This is a genomic window from Bradyrhizobium cedriense, assembly GCF_054602315.1.
In genome coordinates this window covers 70881-91760 of sequence record NZ_JBTSWB010000009.1, presented here as the reverse complement: position 1 = coordinate 91760, position 20880 = coordinate 70881, and the positions used below count along the sequence as shown (strand labels likewise).

The following is a 20880-nucleotide window of genomic DNA, read 5'->3' as shown; positions in this document are numbered from 1 at the left end:
ATTGGCCCGGCGTAACTTCACGAAATTCATGGATGGTCGTACACCCCGCAATTTTGCGCACAATCTTTAGAAAGCAGCGATACAGACCTCCTGGGTCCGGGCGTAGACTGCCTCAACAATCAATGGCACCCGCACGTGCGGCGGGCATTTTCGGAACGATCTTGGTGTCCGTCGCCTGGCCTGGAACAATGTCAGGATGTTGAAAGATCCGGGCTGGGGAAGAGCCCTCTCACGAGCAAATCGAAAGAGCGACTGGCAGACTGCCGGAGTGTCGAAGCTTGCAGTTATCAGTTCAAAGCTGTTCTCCGTTGCAAAGAACACTCAAGGAGGAACGCAGTCACGCCCATCCCGGTCATCAACGCCGGCTCCGTCGAGCGCTCTCTGCCCTGCTTCGTTGTGGTTCATGCGGTTCAGGCATGGCAATGGATGGACGAGACAAATCCGGCCACATTCGCTGCGCGGCGGCCGTCACCGCAGCGTCCCCTCCTGACGCACCAGGTTCAGGAGCCCACCCGCGGCAATGATCCGGTCGAGAGCCGGATCCAGATCAGATATCTCCAATATCTCACCGCGAGTCTGGCTTACCAGTCGGTGGCCTTCCAACGTCAGGAACTCTCCCTCGCTCAGGCCTGTCAAATCTGCTTCGATGAGCCGCAGGCCGATGTTGATTGCGTTGCGATAGAAAATACGAGCGAAGGAGATTGCAATGACCGCCTGGATGCCGGAATAGCGAATGATCTGAGGCGCCTGCTCGCGCGAGGAGCCACATCCGAAATTCTTGCCTGCGACGATAAAATCTCCCGGGCCAACGGCGGAGGCAAATCCCGGACGGATATTCTCCATGAGGTGCTTTGAGAGCTTTTCGGGATCGATGGATGACTGCTTATACTTGCCGGCAATGACGTCATCAGTTGAGATATTGTCGCCGAAGCGCCAAACACGCCCCCTCATGCGCCGACCTCCTTCGACGCCGCGATGGCGCCCACGATCGCCGATGCGGCGACGACGGACGGCGAAGCCAGGAACACGGAGGCTCGCGCGTTGCCCATGCGACCCTTGAAGTTACGATTGGCCGTAGAGATCACGACATCGCCATCTGCGGGAATACCCATATGCGTCCCGACGCAAGGCCCGCAGCCCGGCGGGGTTACGATCGCGCCCGCTTCGATGAAAACGTCGATCAGCCCCTCACGTAAAGCATAGAGATAAACCTCTCGCGAACCCGGTGAAACCACAAGCCGCAGCCCTGGCGCAACTTTGCGCCCCTTAAGAACTCGCGCCGCAACGCGAAGATCGTCCAGTCGTCCGTTCGTACAAGTGCCGATAAATGCCATGTCGATTGCCGTGCCCACGAAACTGTCGATTGCGCTTATCCGCGTGAGGTCATGCGGCGGCGCCACAAGCGGCTCGACCTCGTCCAGGCAGATTTCGTACCTTGCCAGAAAGCGCGCATCGCTTGGCAGCGGAACAGCGTTTCCTGCCGCTGCCTCACCGACAAAGCTTCGGCAGACTGCATCGCAAGGCATGAGCGTGCATTTCGCCCCCGCCTCTATCGCCATGTTGGCGACGGTCAGCCTCGCATCCATGGTCAATCCGGCAAGCCCTTCTCCAGCGATCTCGAGTGAACAATAGGTTACCCCATCGACGCCAAGCAGTTTCATCAGCCACAGAGCCAAATCCTTGCCTGACACGCCCGGACGAAGCTGCCCGGTCAACTCGACACGAACGGTTCCGGGTAACCGGACCCAGGCGCGCCCGGTCCTCATCGCCACTGCAATGTCAGTTGAGCCCATACCGAGGCCTACACAGTTCACGGCGCCATAAGTTATTGTGTGCGAATCAGAGCCGAGCACGAGCATCCCTGGGCGCACAAGCCGCTGCTCAGGGAGCAATACATGGGAGACCCCTTCGCCCGGGCCGAAAATGCGCGCGCCGGTCTGCCTAGCAAAAGCAAACATGCCCTTTTGCAGGTTTGCCGCGCCTTCACCCGGGCTTGGCCCGCAATGATCAATCACAAGCACGATCCGATGAGGGTCGAACACCATGTTCGCGCCGAGCTCTTCTTTCAGGATGCGGATAGCGAGAGGACCATTTCCGTCTGTTGCCATCACCAGGTCGACGTCGACGACACAAAAATCGCCTGCTTTGACGGCTCGTCCGGCATGCGCCGAAAAAATTGCTTCCACACCGGTTGGCGCTGGGCTGACCATGTGTTTGCTCCGTCAACTCGCTCGGGAAATACGCGTCATTGGCCATGAGGGTCGTCCAGACGGGTTACACGACGGACTTGTGACGATCGGCAACATCGGAAGGCTCGAGTAGCAGCGCACATGCAAGTCCGAGCGCTGTCATGGTGCTGCCCGCGACGAGCAATGTCGGCACTTTGCCGAGATGGTCCAGGCCGAAGCCATAGATAATCGGCCCGATCGTCTGGCCCATGCTGTAGAAGAACACGTGGAAGGACATCGCGACCGCACGCGTATCGACCGACAAATCGCTGGCGAAGACCTGGAGGCAGCCGTGGAGCAAGCTGAAGCCCCAGCCCATCAAGAGGAGGATCGCGAATTGGAGCTTCCAAGCAGAACCTAATGCCATAGCCATCAACGGAAATCCGGCGAGACCGGCGCCAGTGATCATGGCCCCTCTCGCACCAAGCCTGGGCAGCGCGCGCGAAATCGTGGCGGTGTATATTAAGCCGCCGAGCGCAAAGCCGGCGATCACCACGCCGGCGGTTGATGACGAGGTCTGGCCTCGATCGAACATGAACGAGGCGATAAAAGGAAACAGGCCGAATATACAACAGCCCTCGACAAAGACTGCCAAATAGCAGATGCGGGCATTCGGGTTGGCGAAGATCATCCCGTAGCTCCTCTTCACCGCCGAAAGGTCCGCTTTTGGCGGCTGCATGAACGCCTTGGGACCGAGCCCCACGGCCACCGCCACCGAAGCCAGCAGTCCCAGGATACCCAGAACGACCAGCGCCCCCGCCAGCCTTGAAGATCACCGATCAATCCGGTCATTGAGGCGCCGAGAAAGGTGCCGATCATAACGCCCGCCGTTATTCGGCCGATGGCGACCTGGCGTTGCTCTGGAGCGACCAGATCGCTGACGAAGCTCAACGCTACCGGAACCACGCCGCCAGACGCGACGCCGGCTAGAATGCGCGCAGCCGACAACAAGAAGAACGAGTTTGCGAAGGCGGTAAGAATGTTTGTCACAGCCAACAGGGCAAGACAACCGACCATCAGACGCGCCTTGCCTAGCAGGTCCGCCATAGGTCCAATCAGTGGTTGAACAGCTCCGAAGGTCAGCATGTAACTGGCGGCTATGCTTGCTGCAGTCGCAATCCTGATGGCAAACTCGTCTGCTACAATCGGCAGCACTGGATCAAGCGCCCGCGTCGAGAGCGATGCTGCAAAGGCCGCGAAAGCAATGCTGTCGAGCACGGATCTGACACTCCGAACGGAAGGCTGCGAAACAATCTCTTGCATCGGGGCGTGTGCTCCTGCTGAGGCCTTTCGGCCCTGCGCTCCTTGGCAATGTCGTTGGGAGACGCTCTTGGTCGCGGGAGTGCTTCGGTCGCATCCCCTGGCCACATTCATCACACCACCAGATGCTGCCCATTGTGCAGCTACCAACTTGGATAGTGGCAACGGCGTCCCCGAACCTCGCGAGTGAGCGATAATCGCGCCAATTGAGCTACGGCTGGACGATCACGGCATTCCTTTGCGGACGAACGAGGTAGCCGATCGCTCGCGGCTGAATTCGCTCAGGAGCCGGGTTCGGCCCGTGCCAGCGCTGACAAGCAGAGCAGTGTTGTCGGTCGAACACTGGACACGCTGGCTGGGCCAAGCCGGACAGGCTAAACGCCCATCCGCTTCAATCGACCTATGGCCGCGGCTGGCGCGAGCCGGACGCGTGGGATGACGACCCGTACCCATTCTCGAGGAACCAAGACGCAAGCGACAACATCAACGTCGGCGGCGGCACTAACGGCCTAGTGCGAAATTCCGGACCGCTCGCCGCGAGCTACGCGGCGGGACTCGCACGGCGTTGCGGACGGGGGTGCCCTCTCCTGGCCGATGTCGGATGCGGCGACGGCATATCGACCGCACCTTCACAGAGACGCAGCCGGAAGCATGCAATGTGATCGGCGTGGAGCGAATGCGGACATGCGCGTCGAGGCGACCCGCGCTGCGTGTGAGCCGCGACATGTCGCTCGTCGCAAGAAGCGGACAAGCCATTCCAGTGAGCATCATCCCGCGCGGCGGCACCTTGAGTGGCAGGGACGGATCCTATCTCGTTCCGAGCTGATCGGTTATCAGATCAGCTCGCAGACGCCTTTTAGCACCAACATCGGTCTGCGCGGAAAAGTGCCTAGCCACACCTTGCCGGCTGCAGGCGTGCGCCCGATCCATGGACAGCTCGCCACAACGTTGAAGTTGCCTTGTTCCTGCATCTGATGGAACAAGCCCGCCGATTTGCCCGATCAGCACTGCCAAGACCTGGCTTCCTGCCAGCCGCTTTGCCGGATTTGACGAAATCTGCAAGACTGTGTCAGTGACGGCCTCGCTGAAGTCGCTCCTCGTCCCGGACGACTTCCCGCACGCGACGCGATGCGTCACGGACATGCCATCCAGACAAGATGCCGCGCCGTCTGAAGCAATCAGAATCCCAGCCTGTGCTGCTGGTGGAAGCGATCGACGTTGACGCGCAGCCCCGTCCCATCGTGTTCCATGAGATGCACTGTGCGAGGATCGTGCCTGCGGCTTGTATTCGGCGATATGAGACCGGTCGCATCAAGCAAAGCTCTTTCGCTCCAACTGCGGCCGGCGAATCGAATTCATTGAGCCTTACAGGCCGTGACAAAGGTGTAGTCGCCGCAGGTGGAAGGATGCCGGTCCAGCACGCTCCAGATGCGGCCGGCAAGAATGTCCTGCTCCAGTCGCCGACAGCCCTCCTGAACTGATCGGCTCTGCCCTGCCCGACGGAAGCGCGTGATGCCCTGGCGCACATCATCCCGCAAATAGAGAGCCGGCCGGTGCTTGGCGCCGTAGAGAAACAGATCGACCATGTCCTCCGGAATATCCCAGGTCGAGACGTTCACGGGATGAAATCCGGCACGCTGCAGCACCGTCACGAGCCGTGTCACAGGCGGCATCAGGGAGTCACCGGATCCCATAAGCTCACCGAAATATTCGTTGAGCCAGAAGGTCTGGGTCTGCGACGGCTCGGTTGTGAAGATGACAAATCGCGAATCGTGTTCCAGCACGCGATGGACTTCACGTGCCATGGCCTCGAGATTCTCGAAATGATGAACCGCTAGACACGAGAACGCACCGGCCATGCTCTCGCTGGGTACGGGCATCTTTTCCGCCGGTGCGCAGATGAAATCGGAGCTGGGCGATTTCTCACGCGCGACCCGCAGCATGCCCTCGGAAAGATCGAGTCCAGTCATCGCGTAGCCGCGCGCCGCGAATTCCGCGAGGTAGTTTCCGGTACCGCATCCAAGATCGAGATACCTTTTTCCACGCTCCGGGCGAAGCAGTTCCTTGATCGCTTCCGTGAGGCGCGCATCCGGCCGGCGTGTCACATCATATCCGTTGGAGACACTGTCATATGGTGCGGGCGAGCCATGCTCGGCCTGATCGAGCGGCTTCAAGGACGTATCGGACATCAAAGCCTCTGTTGTTGGGTTCAGCATTTTTAGGGCACCGGCTTTCGGGCCGCGAGCCGATGTCAGTCTAACGCCGCGTGCGCTGGCTGCTCCAACGCATGGTAGATCGCAAGCAGTGCATCGGCTTCGACCGGCCCGCCGATACGAACTGACTCTGCCCGAACCGTCTCGAGGCAGGCTGGCAGCAGCCCTTCGTTCACTTGGATGCCGCACTGTTCGAGGACATGTTTTACGACGGCCCTGCCCGAATGCTTGCCGATGACATAGCGCCGCTCGCCACCGACCTCATGTGCCTGGAATGGCTCGAATGTGCCAGCATCCTTCAGCATGCCTTTGGCGTGTATCCCGGACTCGTGCGCGAAGATGTTGCGACCGACGATCGGCTGCCAGATCGCTAGCGGCTGGTGCGACGCCTCGCTCACCAGCATCGCAAGCGACACGAGTGATGTCGTATCGATGCCGAGATCGATATTGTGGAATTTCTTCAGCGCCATCGTCATCTGTGCCAAATCGGGCATGCCCGCCCTTTCGCCGATGCCGTTGACACAGACATGGAAATAGGTCGCGCCTGCTTCGAGTCCGGCGAGCGTGTTCGCGATCGACAGTCCGAAATCGTTGTGACAATGGCACTGCGTGTCGATATCCGACACGGTCCGGACGCTCCTGACGCGTTCGGCATATTTCTCGGGCGTCATGATGCCGATCGTGTCGGACAGCCGCAGTCGGTCCGCGCCTGCGGCTGTGACCGCGGCGGCGTAATCCTGCAAGAATCGGATTTCGGTCCTGCCGACATCTTCCGCACTGATCGAGACGAATACACCATGATCCTTGGCGAACTTGATCAGATCCGTCGCCCGCTTGAAAAGCCAAGTCCGGTCGCGCCCAAGACTGTTCTCCAAATGCGTCTGTGATGTCGGCAGGCCGATGTGAATGGCCTGAAAGCCCAGCGCGAGGCTGGCCTCGATGTCCGCTCGAACACCCCGATTCCATGCGACTAGGAGCGCTTCGTCCTTGCGTTCGAGCATCGTCTTGAGCGCGGTGACCTCGTCCCCTCCCATAGCCGGGATGCCCGGCTCGATGTAGCGAACACCGATCTTGACGAGCGCATCGAAGATGGCGAGCTTCTGGTCGATCGAGAAGGCAACGCCTGGTGTCTGCTCGCCGTCGCGCAGCGTGGTGTCTTCCAGGATGACCTTGTGAGCGATCATGGCGCGCTTTTTCCTTGTTGATTGAAATGATATCAGGATTGCTGCGAGAGACATGTGCGCGCATCAGCTCGTCGTCTATGTCATGCGTGGCGACCAGCGCCTCAATCCTGACGACTAGAATCAGCCCGTCGCCCGCTGTATCTGGCACCGGCCTCAAAACTCGCTGGCGTCGGCGAGAGGGTGTTTGTTACGACGACAAACCAATTCATCTTCGGAAATCCCTTGTCCTCCAAGGCGACACCGCCGGACAGCGTTGACCCAGCAAGCGCGTTATATTGAAGCTCCTTTTCGAGTGACTTACCGCCACCGCTTTTGTCAATTGCTGATTGACACAAATCCATCATGGGCGGCAATGACCAGCCGTGGTAGTTGACACGGCTCCAGTTTCGAAAGCGATCAATCTCCCCACGGCTGGCGATGAAATGGTTTAGTGGTCCCTTCCACCGTGGCTGGTCCGGCGGGTGTCGCACCAACGTCTTTTGTTTTGGCTGCTGCCCGGGCGTTGGTTCACCTAACCGTGTACCGTTGCGCCGGCTGCACCTCGTGCTGCAGTAAGCCCAGCGGGCTACGCTCTCAGCCCCGCGCCGTCGTGCCGACAAACGACGAAAGGATTTTCGTGTCCGCGGATCGCTCCGATCACGTCGTCACTGGCTCACCTCAGCTTCAAGGAAAGTTCGGAAAGAAACGCCCGTGCCGCGCTCTCCGCTTCACGCGCTGAATCGAAGAAAGCGGGAAGACTGCTCTCTTGCTGAAATGGCATGAGGAACGCCGGCCGGTCGAAGACGCGGGCGAACATTGCAAAGCGTTCGCTCGTCGTCGACGTCCTGAAACTTATCGACGAGATTGCGAAGCTCGCTTTCGCCGTTGGGAACCGGGACGCCCTCGACCACGCACCGGAGGAGGAATTCGGCTCCTAGCCGGTGGTCCTCCTCGAATTCCGCGCCGGACCAGATCGTAAGGTTAGCGACACCCAGTTTCGCGGCCGCCGAGCGAACCGCGCGGAAGCGAGCGCTGCGCGGGAGCCTTTGGGCTGGCCTGGATCTCTCGTCCCGAGGGCCGAGAATGGTACGGCGCGCTCAGCAGCATCAGAAACAGCGCCCTGTGAGCTTCATAGCGAGCAGCGGATCGGCTGCTTCTTGAACCCGTGATGACCAACATGCCTTCGGTCGTACTGACCGACCACACCCACCTTCGTCTTCGCTGTTCCAAGGTAATTTCGAAGATCGGAAATCGATCAGACATGTCATTCAACCCTCAAGAGATAACCTCCACCCGTAGTCTGCATTTGTGCATCGATAGCCAATCTACGCGGTGCAGCTTGCTATTCGCTCCAGTGATTCTACGCCGACTGCGCGGTGGGTTCTCAGAAAGCTTTGATGGGCCGTCTCGATCTGCTGGCTCATTGAGCGAAAACTCGTTCAGCAGGAAGCGTGCTCCGATGGACGATGCTCATTTGATCATTTCGGCAGGTATACAGGTCTCAAGACATCGAAAGTCGGTAGAGGGCGGCAGGCGTCTCGCCAAGGATCCGCCCTCGGCGCCCTCGTCGGGGACGCGTTCCTCAAGCCACTCAGATGAGGGCGCGATGCAGATGCTCTTCTTGGTCATTTGGCCGACAAATGTAACTCTCGTTGCGGAAAACAGATACGGGATGCAAACAAGACAATTCGGTTCTCTTGCAGTAACGCCATTCGGAAGGTCCGGCTCTTTGCCCCTTCTGATCGTTTCGCGCGATGCAACTACCCTCACGAGCGAAATCCAAAATCGTTCGCAGCGCCATGCGTATAATCGTCATCCTTCGACTGATAACAGCGGCCGGCATTTGTCTCGATTACCACGCTGCGACCAGCCGCTGCCACGGGCTTGCGGTCGGCCTCAAGCGCGTAAGGTCCAGGCGACATTCGCGTCGTAGGCGTGAGTCTTTGGTCACACCGAACTCGCTTCCCAATCCCGCCTAAGCCCCATTTTTGATCCGATAGCAGTTCCTTTTGCTGCAAGCTCGCAGCGCAGGATCAAAATCGCGCATAAATCCGGCTCTTTTTTGTGTCATTACGCAGGACTCCTGAGGACAACACTTTCCGCATGATCGATGAATTGCGCACACGAGTGATAGTGCAAGAGCGCATACCCTTCGCTTTCCGGCAGCTGGATGGCCACAGGAACTGGAGCGGCCCGCGATTGAGCGTGGAAAGTCGAAGATAGTGGTCAGCTATAAGAGCAGCGAATTCACTAGCAACGCCATCCTGACTGGGCTCAGGACATCAAGGCCGTCGACACGAAACAGCATAGCGTCGTTCACTCTAGCGACGGACGCAGGGTGACAGTTTCCAAAAATTGAAGCTGTGAACCAGAAACCAAAGGCCATGATCGAGCACATCGGGGCGCAACTTGCCTGCAGCGCCGCGCGATACCGGCCCTCAGCCGGCGCCTGGAGCGCGAAGCGCGTCGTGTCGAGCTGGCAGCTAATTTGCCGGCCGCTCCTTGATCATAGATCCATCATCGATTTGGAAAGAACGACGACACGGCAGTCGGGAACGTTTGCAAGTTCAAGGCTTCGAACGACCATGGCAGCAACTTCAGGCGTGCCAAGAGGGCGAACCCTGCCGTGCTTCCTTCGTGACAGAGGTGCAGACGTCGATGGAGGAGCCCGATCGTGGGAGAACCGTCAAATCCGCATCCACGGAGCGGAATCGGGCGCTCGGAGCGCGATCCAATCAGGATCCGACCACGACCGCTCCACCTCAAAGCTGAACAGAGGGATCAGATAGTCCCGGATGATGATCGTTTCGTGAGCTTCGTTGGCCTCATCCTCGGTCAATTGGTTGGGCTCATTGGCATCCGCATATTGAGTTGTTGACTGGATCAAATGTCGCTTCCCGAAGGAAAACCTGACATTATCGAAAAGGAACAAGGCGCCAGGTTTCAACAGCCGCACTGCTGCAATCGCAGCCGCCAGATCGACATAAATCGAATGGCTACCATCGAGAGATATCGAAAGTCTCTCGATTCCTGGCCAGCCTGTTCAGGTTGAACAGGTATGTTCCCGACGGATTTCCCAGAAAGGTGATGTTTTGGTCAGCGATGCCAGCCGTGCCCATGTCGGCCCGGCGTTCGGCGCAAACATGTTCGAAGTCCAAGCCTACATGGTGGATGCCGAGGTCGTTGATGGCCCTGAACCGCTCCTGCCTGAAGGTCGGCCCTATGCCGATCTCGAGAAAGCGGCGCCGCGGATTTTGTCGAAGGATCTTCACTAGGCGTGCATGAACCGACTGCCTGTACGCCCGGTAGTTGCTGGGCAGAGGATGGCTCCCGTCAAACAGGACGTCGTGACGGTCACCATTCATCAATCGTCTCGCAGTTGGACAGAAAATACATCTGGCATGCCGTACGCACGGCCAAATACCTCACCATCCCGGTCACGACCAACGATGGCCAATCTCGCGCCGTTTCCGGCGAACAAGGCACGCCCAGAATGCCGAGGGCGCGTTGAAGTCGAAGCGACGACATTCATGCCGGCACTTTGCTGACGGCGCGTAATCCGGTCGCTTGATCTCTGTTCGCTCCGTCTGTGGTGAGCGCCGCCAAATACTGAGCAAAGAGCGATATCGTCCGGGTATGCGACTCGAGGGAACTCTTGTCGGTCCGTGCCGCCAGCCAATCGTCAAACAACCTTTTACGGCCAGCGCCAAGATCAGCGTTTCGGGCAAACGTGTCCCGCGCGGGATAATGCCGTTCGTGTAAGACTGCGCCGCCGAGGAAACCGGCATTGCGCCAAAGCGTGATGTGCGCCTCCCTGGTCAGTTGCGGATGAGCTTCCGTGCTCATGTGTGGGCGCTTGAAGATCCTGGCCTCGATTGCTGCGAAGGGACCGATATTCAAGCGAATCGTCTCGGTCCCGTATCGTCCGTTCTTGTTGTAAACATTGGCTGGCAGTTGCCGCCAGTTGCGAAGCGACACGCTGGTCTGCAGAAGGTCGAGCCGAAACAGGCAGACGGTATCGCGGCTTCCTGGACGCCTTGCGGCTCCGGACGAGACAATATCCGTCTCACCCCAGAACAGCGGCGCGGGAAACAGTCGAGCGACTGGCGCATCGCCGCTAAGCCTGCGCACCGGATCCGGGCCAATCTGCCCGACCTGGTCGGCGGCGCTCGCCCGGTGGACATCCAGCTCGAGCGCAAGACTGCCGAAGTGGTCCTCATTGTGAGCCAGGAGACCGGAGAGAATATCGATGTAGTGATAGCCGGAATGGCAAAGCATTCCGTAGCCGTAGCGGTAAGGATGGTCCTCCCGGGACAGGATCTCCTCCTCCGTGTTCCACACTCCCGCGTGATGCTCGATACCAATATAGGTGACTGGCGTGCCAAGGTTTCGGGAGGCGCGCCGCGCATACCGGCCTATCAATTCGTACACTGCGTTGTAGCGGCGCGGCGCCATGACCACGCAACGGCCGCCAGTCCGATCGCAGATCTCCTTGAGCTCGGCTACCGCACCAATCAGACGGTCCGCTGCAGGGAGTCCATTCGCTCCCATGGGAAGAATGACGGGCTTGTCGACCAGGCAATCAAGGCCAAGTCCAAGAGCCGCGCGAAGGTAGCCCAAATGAGCCTTGGGTTCGGTCGCGACGATCACTTTCGTCCCCGGACGTGCCAGAGCGGTCAGGACGTCCTCCCCATGGCCGGAATACCATATCCTCCGTCGCCGGAGATCGGGTACCGATGAGACGCTCGCCGGCTTGCAGGTGCGGGTCCGGAAAAAGGCATCCACATCGTCTCGCGCACTGTCGAGCTCGACGACATGGAAGGCCGATGCTCGACCGCTGGAGACGGCATCCTCGATTAGAGGAATGTATTTCGCCCGGGCATAAGCACCGAGACCGACGAGAATGATATCTCCTCGCATGCCTTCTGACACTCTCTCACTTTTGCCTCAATCAGAACTTCGGGCGCGATGAGGACAGACACTGGGTCGACCTGACGGACGCTGACAAGGTGGGATACTGCCTCCTGGCGCACGGAGAACCGCCGATATGGAGACGCCTTCCGTTGATCGATCGCTTCGTCATGCGCAGGCAAGCGCACGGTTCTCAATATTCTTGAGGAGTGCGACCTGGCTCGGGCATTGGCCGCAGCCGCTGTTCGCCCGAAATTTCTTGAGAGCCGGCGAGGTACGCCAAACCTCCTCCAGGTCGAATTCCGGCGATCGGATGTTGCCAAGGAGGAACTCCTGGCTATCGGGATCCCCGACGACGAAGGAGCAGGGATACAAATCGCCATTTGTAGAGAGGTAGACTGCGGTGGTACCACAGTCGCATTCGGTAGATCTGACGTTTGGCCGCGGCTGCGACGTATCGACGAAAATCGGCGGCGGCAGTTCGAGGCGTGCTGAGCTGGGCTGCGCAGCAATACCCATCAGGGCTTCCTGCAGCTCTCGAATTTCGTCAGCCGAGCCCAAGAGCGCATCCTCATTGCCGAGGGCAACGCCCGAGGCGAACATCGGCTTGACCCTGAAGGAGTAGACGCCGATTGACGACAGGAGCCGGTAGGCGTCGAGCGCCTCACTGATATTGTGCCGGTTAGCCGTCATCCTGGCTTGCACCAGGACCCCGCAATTGACCGCCTCGGCCATCTGCCGGAGTGCGGAGTCGTAAACGCCCGCCTTGCCCCGGAAGCGGTCCACGCTCTCCCGCTTTGCACCGTCAAAACTGAACTGGAACGCTAGCTTCTTGGGATCGTCGAAGATCGAAACGACATCAGGAATTGGCACCTGGCCGAGCCCTCCTGTGTTCAATTGCACCTGAAGGCCTCGCTTGTTCGCATGGGCCATGAGGGCTGCCGTGCGCGGAAACACCAATTTCAGAAGCGGCTCGCCACCCGTCAATGAGACTTTTCTCAGCGAATATTTGTCGACGAGAAGGTCGACGAACTCCGTCATCTCCTCGATAGATAGTTGTGATGGCTCCAAAAGCCGCTTGTATTGATCCCGATACTCTTCGGGAACATAGCAGTGCTCGCAATGAAGATTGCAGTAAAACGATACACATATTCTCGCGTGACTGACGACGATAGGACTATCGACTTGCATGGCGTCCTCCTGGCTTTCTCCCAAAGAGGGTGGAGCAGGATTTATGCCAGTACGTCGCGGCGGAAGGTCCACAATTTTTGAGAGCGCAATGTCGCCCTTCATACAGCTTGGCGGGTTTTAGACACTAGGCGTGTCTGGTTTTAGACGGTCAGGCCACGGCATACACACGCCAGCCGATTCAATTTACTTCGCGACGGGCCATCACCGCGGCTTCGATAGCAACGAGGATTTCCTTACCCACGCCGTACTCGCGTCATTCGTCTGCGCCCACCGCAACGTATTCGCGCTTATGAGCGAGCGCGGCCGGGACCCGCCGATTTGGGGCATAGTTCTTCTTGATCCGCGCGTTATCGAGCGGCGGCTCTGATCATCCTCGAAACTTTCCACTGCGAAGCAGATGTCCTTGTGATCATTTCGTCGATAATTCGTAGTCGCGACGAAGTGATATTTCTCTTACGCCGCCTTGACAGGATGTTCCCAGTTGAAGAGCAACAGGGGAAATTACTGCAATCTGCGGTCCATGTCCGAGTGAAGAACCGTAGATGTATCAGAAAGCTGTCCAAAGCGGCGCGGCCACTCACTACGACGTAGTCAGGCACACGATGTCTCGTTCATCGAGAAAGGGGCGTCAGATACTTGCACGCCGATTGCTGGGTGAGAGCAAGCGCCACTGCTAAGGCCTTGGGATTCGCGTTAGGAGTTGCCAACGCAGCTTGCCTTGATTGACTGCCCTTTGAAGGTCAAGGAGGAATATGAACATGAATCTCTTCGAACCTCCGTCGCGTAGCCCCGAAGCGTCGATCGTTTTTGTTGCCAGGAATCGTCGTGGAGACTGGGTCGCCTGAGAACAGAACGGCATTTTTGGCGGCCTATTCGTAACGCGCGCGCAAGCCTTCAAATATGCACTGTCCGAGAACGGCCGTCATCCAGAAACGATCTTCGAGGTCTCGTGCGAAATTGAACTCGATATTCTCGCCTGCGACATGCCGTCTGGACTTCGGACCCAGCAAGCTGTGTCCCAGTCAAACGCCGATTGACACGCATGGTGCGCATCATGGCGGCCGAAGCTCGCTTCATGCGACCGTGACGAGCAAATGGATCCTGGAAAGGGCCGAGCTTGCCAAAAAGGGCTATGTCGGCAGCCTGCTTCCCTCGGAGCAAACGGACGTCCTTTACGTATTGGTGATTGGTCCTAGGGACGGAGGCAAGGACCATGCAAGCTATCGGGAGGATCGGAAGAAGCGACTCGCCGAGCGCATGTACGCGGCCAAGGCGGTGCATCCTGAGCGTCGCATGATTCTGGGAATGGCGCTTGATGCGCGCGACGTGAAAGGAAGCTCCGAGGATTTCATCCTGATGGATACGTACGAATGGACCGCCGAGGATTTGGCCAAAGCCGAAGCCATACGGCAGGAAGGCCAATTCTTCGTCGGACAGCAGTCACAGATTGATGAGAAGGAATATCCGGACGCGGCGGCGGGTCCCGGCGCTTGAGGCCAACCGGCGGCGGTCCTCATTCCGCAGGCTTCTTCTTGTGCGCCTCAAGCTGTTCCATCATCCACATCGCCGCAAGTTCATCGTCGCCCGTAGCGATGGTCTGGCCGGAAGGCATGAACGCGGTAATCAGACCGGCTTGGGTGATCGGGCGGACGTGGTGTTTTGAATCATATCAAGCGGCCTCGGCGAGTTTGTAGGACCAAGTGTGGATGACGGGATGGCGATTGACGTCGTCAATACCCGAGATGATGCGCTCCTTAAGCTCGTGCTTGGAGGTCACCCGGATGTGGCGCAGAACCGAACGGGTGAACTTGGAAAAGAAGCCCTCAATGAGGTTGAGCCAGGAGCCGTGCTTGGGCGTGAACGTAAATTCGAAGCGGCCCGCCGGTCGTGTATCGAGCCAGGCTCTGGTTTCTCTCGAGATGTGTGCGGAATGATTGTCGAGGATCAACTTGATCGCAGTGCGGGACGGATAGGCGGCGTCGAGCAGCTTGAGGAATTCGATGAACTCGCGGCTGCGGTGGCGGTCCCTGACGAGCGCATGGACCTTGCCGGTGAGCAGATCAATCCCGGCCAACAGGCTGAGCGTGCCATGGCGTTTGGCGCTCCAAGGACGACAGATCGCGCGCGCTGAAACTCGTGATTCATCTTGCAGGCGACCTGGAACAGCCGTTGCACGCGGGCGAACGCAGTGGCGATCAAGGCGGCAACAAGCCGCACGTCGTCCTGCACGCAAAACGCTCCGACGGCACGTCGTATACGAAAGCATCGACATTTCACAGCATGTGGGACGACTCTCTGGTCGACCTGCAGGCATATTCGTGGGGAAGTTACGCGGATGCGCTCGATGCGGACCCGTTGCTGACGGTGGAAGCGGCTCCATATGACGAAGTACGGATCGCGGCCCGGGCCAATGGCTTGCCTTCCGACGAGGCGACTCCACCTGGGAAAGGAGCCAATGCCAACATTGTTTGGGCAAGAGGCACCGCGAGCGCAGGAACCGTCTCGGAGATCTCAAAACACCAACTCCGTCTGCCAGCGCGGCGCCTATGCCACCGAGATCGTCGGGCACCCAGGCCAGCGTAAGGCACGCCTTCGTCAATGCCTGTCAGCGAGGCTCTCTCCGCGATTGGTATTTCGCGTGTGATGTCCTGCAACCCGCAAAATCGGCGAAGATGAGCTCCGCAGGATCCACAACGATGTTTTCGTCAAGCGACATAGACGCTCTAACATCTCATGGCAGCGATCGCATAAGTCGCCTATTCGGCTTGCGGCTTGCCTATCGCGCCCTCGGCCTCCAGACTGGCGATATCATCGTCCGACATATTGAGCATGCCGGAAAGTATTTCGAGATTGTGCTCACCGAGACGCGGAGAGGGCTTGCTCGGCACTTGATCGCTACCATGAAGGCGGAGAGGACTATTGGGAACGACGATACGACCAAATTGGGGATGATCAATCCATTCTAGCATCCCACGCTGGTGCATATGCGGGTCGTTGGTTACCTCAAGAAGATCTCGCACAGGTGCCGCCGGCACCTTGTATTTCATGAAGATCCTTCTCGCTTCTGCTTTAGTATGCTTGCTTGTCCACTCGGAGATCAGACGGTCAGTCTCTTCGATATTTTTGACACGCGAAGGCTTGTCCGCGAAGCGCGGGTCGCTAGCGAGATCTTCACGGCCCATCGCCGCAGTGAGATTTTTCCAGTGGATCTCGTTGATGCCGATAACTGCGATGAAGCCGTCGGAGGTGGGGTACACGTTGTATGGCGCGGCCGCCAAACCGCCGTGGCGATTTCCTGTGCGTGGTGATGCAATGCCCTTGTCGTAGACAAACGCTAAGTTCGAAGCCAGCGTCGGATAGACCGTATCTTGCATCGCGACTTCGACGAGCCGACCCTTGTCTGTAAAAGTCCGCTCGTACAGCGCTGTTACGATGCCGGCATAGAGATGAACGCCGCTAAGGAAGTCGACGACCGCAGGGCCGCATTTGACCGGCGGGCCATCGGGGAACCCCGTTACACTCATCATTCCCGATGCGGCCTGGACGGTGATATCCATGGCGAGATTGTCGCGATCGGGGCCAGAGAGTCCGTACCCCGAGCCCGAGGCGTAGATCAGGCGTGGATTGATGGCGGAAAGGACGGACCAACCTACGCCAAGCTTGTCCATTACGCCCGGGGCATAATTCTCCAATAGAACGTCTGCACGCGCCACTAATCTCTTGAGAATTTCACGACCATGCTCGCTCTTGAGATTTAAGCTGATGTCGCGCTTATTGGCGTTCAACATTGCGAACGGAACAGCGGACCCTTTGCTCACAGCGACGCGAAGCCTGACTGGTTCACCGGTCAACGGCTCAACCTTGATGACGTCAGCGCCCGCTTTGGCCATCAATAACGTCGCATATGGCCCCTGGTAAACTTGACCGAGATCGATGACGATCACGCCGTCGAGCGGCAGATTCCTTCTGTTAGGCACTCATGGCTCCTCGTCGGCCGATTTCGTGAGACCCGGTAAAGCTGATATGGCCAATGCTGAGGTCCATCGACAACTCCTCGTGTTGGCGAGACATAGGCAGCAGCAGCCCGTGGATTCTCCTGAGGTTCAAAAGCGTCCGATCACGATTTCCCAAATCGTTATCCCAGCACCCACTCCTTGAAGCGTCGGTTCAGCTCCTCAAAATGGTCCGACCACCACCACTCGTCCATTATCACGCTTCGGTCGGACGTCATGTCAGGCAGCCATTTGCGGGTCTGGGCCGAGAGCAAGGACAGCGCCTTCTTGCTATTTGGCGTAAGGCCAAGCAGATCCATGACGGCCGCCTGCCGCGCTGGCTGCAAGGCGTAAGAGAGGAATTTCAGCGCATTGTCCTTGTTCGGCGCGTTTTTCAAAACGGCGAGATATTCCAACCCACTCAGGGTTTGGGCGAAAGAGAACGCGACGCTGGCCCCTGCTTGAGCAACCGCCCGCACCCGCGAGGGATAGGTATAGCTGAAATCGACCTCATTCGTCTGGAGCAGAGTGACAGTCTGCGGCGTCGCATCGACCCATTTGGCTACACTCGGCTTGATGTGTTCGAGAACCTTAAAGGCGCGATCGACATCGATCGGGTAGATTTTGGAAGGAGGAACGCCATCGGCCAAGAGCGCGGCTTCGAGCGTTTCGCTTGGACGGTTTCGGAAGGCTCGACGACCCGGAAAGGCGCTCGCGTCGAAGAACTCGGCGAAGTTCCTGGGATGCTTGCCGTCTGGATAGCGCTTCGGATCATATCCGATTCCACCCGTAAAAGTGTAGAAGGGTATGAGATCCTTCGTCGCCGCCATCGACAGGTCCGAGGCGTCAAAAAGCGAAGAGCTCAGCGGCTCCCAGTATCCCGCCTTCGAACCAGCGGTGCCCAACGCGCCAGGCGCGTCAAAGATGTCCCATTCGATGTTGCCGGTGGTGACCTGGGCCTTAACCTTCGCGAGGTCCGGGGTGTCAATCACTGACACATTGATACCCGTCTCAGCCATGAAAGGCTTGATCAGTCCTTCCTCAACCGACTTGCGATAGGTGCCCCCCCAAGTCACGAACACCAGACTCTTCGAGGCTGCCTGCGCACCGCGGAGCCGCAGCACAAATGGAGCGGCGGCGCTAAACGCAAAGCCGCCGCGGATCTTGGCAAGCAATCGGCGACGTGACAGACCGACTACGCCTGAGCTGTTATCGTATTTGGACACGAGACCACCCCTCCCGCATACACATTGTTGTGTCAAAAACTCAGGTGCATTGGACTCGAGATTGGGCTGGCTTCTCTCGCGTCGAAAGTGACCGGCAAAGCCCTCACCAGCAGCTGCTTGGCTAGCCAGCCTAGTGCAAAGGAGGACAAGGTCTCTTGACGGTGTACGTCGCTGACATGACCCTATGCGACATTGCGATTACTATACGATCCCTCGTAAGGCCTATTTGCGGAGATTGACAATCCCGGCCGGCTCTCCGTCCTGCGCAGCCGCTTTTCTCACATTCGAATGATGATGCACCCAAGCACCCCACATCGCCGCTCCCTGTCGACTGTATCGCTTTCGCATGCTCTCTGCGACCGTTCAAGTCAGAGTTAGCCGATCTCATCCAAGCAAGGCGACGAGGCTGGATGACATCGAACTGCCCGGCAGCCGGCAAGCGCATTGCTTTGGCCATGCTGGTGATGAGATTGGCAAGCGAAGGTCGTCGTACACGCCCACACGTCGTTTAACCTCACTTGCGTGCGTTAAACTTGAGTACGAACTCAGCCGAGCGACTGTGATATCCGCGGCACCGAAGGCGTCTACCAGGTCTGGTCTATTGCGAGAATACGTCGGCACGAACCGAGACCTCTAGCTCAGTCGCTTCGTCCAAACGTACTGACAGTTTAACTTGCGATAACTGGCGGATTGCCTTCACTTTTGACTTGCGTTAGGGCGAGCAAGCTATGGGGAAACAGTCGATAACCCTTTTGTGGATCTTTTCTTTGCATCGACTGAGGTGCTAACGAGCAAGGTGCCTTCAGTCATCGCGGGGGGAGGCGAACAGCGAACTTTTTCTTCTGCTGCTGAGCGCCCTTATCATTTGCGAGCTTCGGCTCGATCACTTCAACTCGGCAACAAAACGTGCACTCGACGCTTGCTCCGTACGCATACGACGAAGACCGCCTCATTGACGCATGCGCGCGGGCACGGACAGCTCTATGATAGCGCTGCGTGAAGGTCAGGCGGCTTGCTGATCGGCGGGCTTGTCGGCTTGGCGCAGGAGCTTCCATTCCCAGGGTAGCAGCTCGTGCAGACGCGACGCGGGAAGATCGGCGATGCGGGCAAGGATGTCGGCGAGCCAGGCTTTGGGGTCGACGTCGTTCAGGCGACAGGTCGTGATCATCGTCAGCATGATGGCGGCGCGGTCGGCGCCGCGCAGGCTGCCGGCGAAGGTCCAGTTGCGCCTTCCCAAGGCGATGCCTCTCAATGCGCGCTCAGCGCAATTGTTGGTCAAGCAGATCCTGCCATCGTCGAGGAAGCGGGCAAAGTCGGCCCAACGCCTGAGCATGTAATTCATGGGCTTCAGGACCTCGGAGGAGCGGGAGAGGGTTTCTCGCTCGCGCAGCAGCCAGGCGTGCATGTCGTCGAGCAGCGGCTTGCTTCTCTCCTGGCGCACGGCTCGCCGCTCGTCGGCGCTGCGGCCGTTGATGGCGCGCTCGATCTCGAACAACGCATCGATGCGTCTGACCGCCTCCAGCGCGATCGAGGAGACCGGTTTGCCCTTGCTGCCTTCCCTGGCGTTCTTCTCGATATCGGCCAGCTCGAAGAAGCCCCGCCGCGCATGGGCGAAGCAGAATGCCGGCGTGATCGGCATCGCTTTCTTTTGCGGGTCGAACAGCGGCTCGAAGCCGTTGTAGCAGTCGGCTTGCAGGATGCCGGCGAAGGCGGCCAGATGCTTCTGGGGATGCTCGCCCCGTCGGTCGCTCGAGGCGTAATAGACCGCCGCCGGCGGCGCAGGCCCACCGTAGGGCCGGTCATCCCGCACATAGGTCCAGATCCGGCCGGTCGTGCACTTGCTCTTGGCCAGGATGCGGATCGTGGTGTCATCGCCATGAAGGCGCTCGGCCGCGAGCACATGACGCTCGATCAGCTGGAACAGCGGCATGACGGCGAAGGTCCCGTGGCCGACCTGGTCGGCCAGCGTCGACAACGGCAGGTCGATCCCCTCGCACTTGAAGCGCGCGCTCTGGCGGTTGAGCGGGATATGCATGCCGAACTTGTCGAACAGGATCGTCGCCAGCAATTGCGGACCGATGAAGCCGCGCGGCGTGGCATGGAACGGTGCCGGTGGCTGGCTGATCTTCTCGCAATCGCGGCAAGTGAACTTCTCGCGCACTGTCTCGATCAGTTTGAACCGGCGCGGGATCTCCTCCAACGTCTCGGTCACATCCTCGCCCAGCTTCGCCAGGCGCGTCCCACCGCAACAGGCGCAGGTCGTTGGCGCCTCAATGACGACGCGCTCGCGTTCGATGTCGTCCGGCCAGGGCTTGCGCACCGGCCGCTTGCGCGTGAAGGCACGCACGCTCTGGGTTTTCGCCGCGGCAGCCCGCGCGGCAAGCTCATCCTCGCTCGCCGTGGTAACGAGTTCTTCGAGTTCCAATTCCAATTGCTCAATCAGCCGCGCCGTGCGCTCGGGAGCGCTGTCCGTACAGTTCGCGCTTGAGCTTCTCGATCCGCAGCTCAAGGTGCGCGATCAGCGCCTCGTTGGCCGACAGCTCCGCCCGCGCACTGGCAGCGTCCGCGACGGCCACATCACATTTTGCCTGCAAAGCCTCGCGCTCGGCCAGCAGCGCCAGGTAGGCACTCGCGAGGTCCGAAGGAAGAGCGCCCGGCTTCGATGTCATGAAGCCATTGAATCAGATCAAGCAGCA

General features: G+C 58.9%; 14 protein-coding genes and 2 pseudogenes. 4 read left to right on the top strand and 12 right to left on the bottom strand.

Annotated features, from left to right (window positions below; all coding sequences use genetic code 11):
* Nucleotides 1-468: 468 nt before the first annotated feature.
* From ACYCVF_RS31015 to ACYCVF_RS30995, 5 genes and pseudogenes are all read right to left on the bottom strand, one after another.
* A complete protein-coding gene (locus ACYCVF_RS31015) occupies nucleotides 469-951 on the bottom strand; it encodes a LeuD/DmdB family oxidoreductase small subunit (RefSeq protein ID WP_459606883.1) in 483 nt (160 codons plus the stop codon).
* Nucleotides 948-2210 (bottom strand): aconitase/3-isopropylmalate dehydratase large subunit family protein, encoded by a 1263-nt coding sequence (locus ACYCVF_RS31010; protein ID WP_459606882.1) that lies wholly within the window; start codon nucleotides 2208-2210, stop codon nucleotides 948-950. The genes ACYCVF_RS31015 and ACYCVF_RS31010 overlap by 4 nt, the downstream gene beginning before the upstream one ends.
* A gap of 64 nt (nucleotides 2211-2274) precedes the next feature.
* Nucleotides 2275-3491 (bottom strand): annotated as a pseudogene (locus tag ACYCVF_RS31005) (MFS transporter).
* A gap of 1352 nt (nucleotides 3492-4843) precedes the next feature.
* Nucleotides 4844-5662, bottom strand: coding sequence for a class I SAM-dependent methyltransferase (locus tag ACYCVF_RS31000; protein WP_459606881.1), 819 nt, complete (start codon nucleotides 5660-5662; stop codon nucleotides 4844-4846).
* A 77-nt stretch (nucleotides 5663-5739) separates the two neighbouring features.
* Entirely contained in the window at nucleotides 5740-6885 is a 1146-nt protein-coding gene (locus ACYCVF_RS30995; RefSeq protein WP_459606880.1) for a homocitrate synthase/isopropylmalate synthase family protein, read from the bottom strand.
* Nucleotides 6886-7643: 758 nt separating this feature from the next.
* On the opposite strand from ACYCVF_RS30995, the gene ACYCVF_RS30990 reads away from it, so the two are divergent.
* Nucleotides 7644-7802, top strand: a complete 159-nt coding sequence (locus tag ACYCVF_RS30990) for a hypothetical protein (RefSeq protein WP_459606879.1) — start codon at nucleotides 7644-7646, stop codon at nucleotides 7800-7802.
* Nucleotides 7803-9550: 1748 nt separating this feature from the next.
* Here the strand turns inward: ACYCVF_RS30990 and ACYCVF_RS30985 are convergent.
* The gene (locus ACYCVF_RS30985; RefSeq protein ID WP_459606878.1) at nucleotides 9551-9751 is read right to left on the bottom strand and encodes a hypothetical protein; all 201 of its coding nucleotides are present in this window, start codon (nucleotides 9749-9751) and stop codon (nucleotides 9551-9553) included.
* Between the two features lie 205 nt (nucleotides 9752-9956).
* Between ACYCVF_RS30985 and ACYCVF_RS30980 the strand changes: the two genes are divergently transcribed.
* Nucleotides 9957-10139 (top strand): hypothetical protein, encoded by a 183-nt coding sequence (locus tag ACYCVF_RS30980; protein WP_459606877.1) that lies wholly within the window; start codon nucleotides 9957-9959, stop codon nucleotides 10137-10139.
* Between the two features lie 253 nt (nucleotides 10140-10392).
* Here ACYCVF_RS30980 and ACYCVF_RS30975 read toward each other — a convergent pair whose 3' ends face one another.
* Nucleotides 10393-11784, bottom strand: coding sequence for a Gfo/Idh/MocA family oxidoreductase (locus tag ACYCVF_RS30975; protein WP_459612946.1), 1392 nt, complete (start codon nucleotides 11782-11784; stop codon nucleotides 10393-10395).
* A gap of 159 nt (nucleotides 11785-11943) precedes the next feature.
* Nucleotides 11944-12966, bottom strand: coding sequence for a radical SAM protein (locus ACYCVF_RS30970; RefSeq protein WP_459606875.1), 1023 nt, complete (start codon nucleotides 12964-12966; stop codon nucleotides 11944-11946).
* 1083 nt (nucleotides 12967-14049) lie between these two features.
* Here ACYCVF_RS30970 and ACYCVF_RS30965 point away from each other — a divergent pair.
* Nucleotides 14050-14460 carry a hypothetical protein gene (locus tag ACYCVF_RS30965; protein WP_459606874.1) on the top strand — a complete coding sequence of 137 codons (411 nt, stop codon included), beginning with the start codon at nucleotides 14050-14052 and terminating at the stop codon, nucleotides 14458-14460.
* Nucleotides 14461-14635: 175 nt separating this feature from the next.
* On the opposite strand, the pseudogene ACYCVF_RS30960 reads toward ACYCVF_RS30965, so the two are convergent.
* Nucleotides 14636-15061, bottom strand: a pseudogene (locus ACYCVF_RS30960) (IS630 family transposase); the annotation flags it as partial.
* Between the two features lie 41 nt (nucleotides 15062-15102).
* Between ACYCVF_RS30960 and ACYCVF_RS30955 the strand changes: the two are divergent.
* Nucleotides 15103-15549: a S1/P1 nuclease gene (locus ACYCVF_RS30955; protein ID WP_459606873.1), complete on the top strand. Its 447-nt coding sequence runs from the start codon at nucleotides 15103-15105 to the stop codon at nucleotides 15547-15549.
* Between the two features lie 173 nt (nucleotides 15550-15722).
* Here the strand turns inward: ACYCVF_RS30955 and ACYCVF_RS30950 are convergent, their stop codons facing one another.
* The 3 genes from ACYCVF_RS30950 to tnpC all read right to left on the bottom strand — a co-directional run bounded on the left by ACYCVF_RS30950 (nucleotide 15723) and on the right by tnpC (nucleotide 20853).
* A complete protein-coding gene (locus ACYCVF_RS30950; protein WP_459606872.1) occupies nucleotides 15723-16943 on the bottom strand; it encodes a CaiB/BaiF CoA transferase family protein in 1221 nt (406 codons plus the stop codon).
* 158 nt (nucleotides 16944-17101) lie between these two features.
* A complete protein-coding gene (locus ACYCVF_RS30945) occupies nucleotides 17102-18184 on the bottom strand; it encodes an ABC transporter substrate-binding protein (protein ID WP_459606871.1) in 1083 nt (360 codons plus the stop codon).
* Between the two features lie 1003 nt (nucleotides 18185-19187).
* Nucleotides 19188-20853 (bottom strand): IS66 family transposase gene (tnpC, locus tag ACYCVF_RS30940; protein ID WP_459606870.1). Its coding sequence is split into 2 segments (ribosomal slippage): nucleotides 19188-20642 and nucleotides 20644-20853, totalling 1665 coding nucleotides; the frame shifts between segments, so codons are not numbered across the junction.
* Nucleotides 20854-20880 lie beyond the last annotated feature (27 nt).

What these genes read in the sequence shown, in the direction of transcription:
- ACYCVF_RS30975 (WP_459612946.1), bottom strand. Translation starts at nt 11,784, where the DNA reads ATGCGAGGAGATATCATTCTCGTCGGTCTCGGTGCTTATGCCCGGGCG.
- ACYCVF_RS31015 (WP_459606883.1), bottom strand. Translation starts at nt 951, where the DNA reads ATGAGGGGGCGTGTTTGGCGCTTCGGCGACAATATCTCAACTGATGAC.
- ACYCVF_RS30970 (WP_459606875.1), bottom strand. Translation starts at nt 12,966, where the DNA reads ATGCAAGTCGATAGTCCTATCGTCGTCAGTCACGCGAGAATATGTGTA.
- ACYCVF_RS30990 (WP_459606879.1), top strand. Translation starts at nt 7,644, where the DNA reads ATGAGGAACGCCGGCCGGTCGAAGACGCGGGCGAACATTGCAAAGCGT.
- ACYCVF_RS30995 (WP_459606880.1), bottom strand. Translation starts at nt 6,885, where the DNA reads ATGATCGCTCACAAGGTCATCCTGGAAGACACCACGCTGCGCGACGGC.
- ACYCVF_RS31010 (WP_459606882.1), bottom strand. Translation starts at nt 2,210, where the DNA reads ATGGTCAGCCCAGCGCCAACCGGTGTGGAAGCAATTTTTTCGGCGCAT.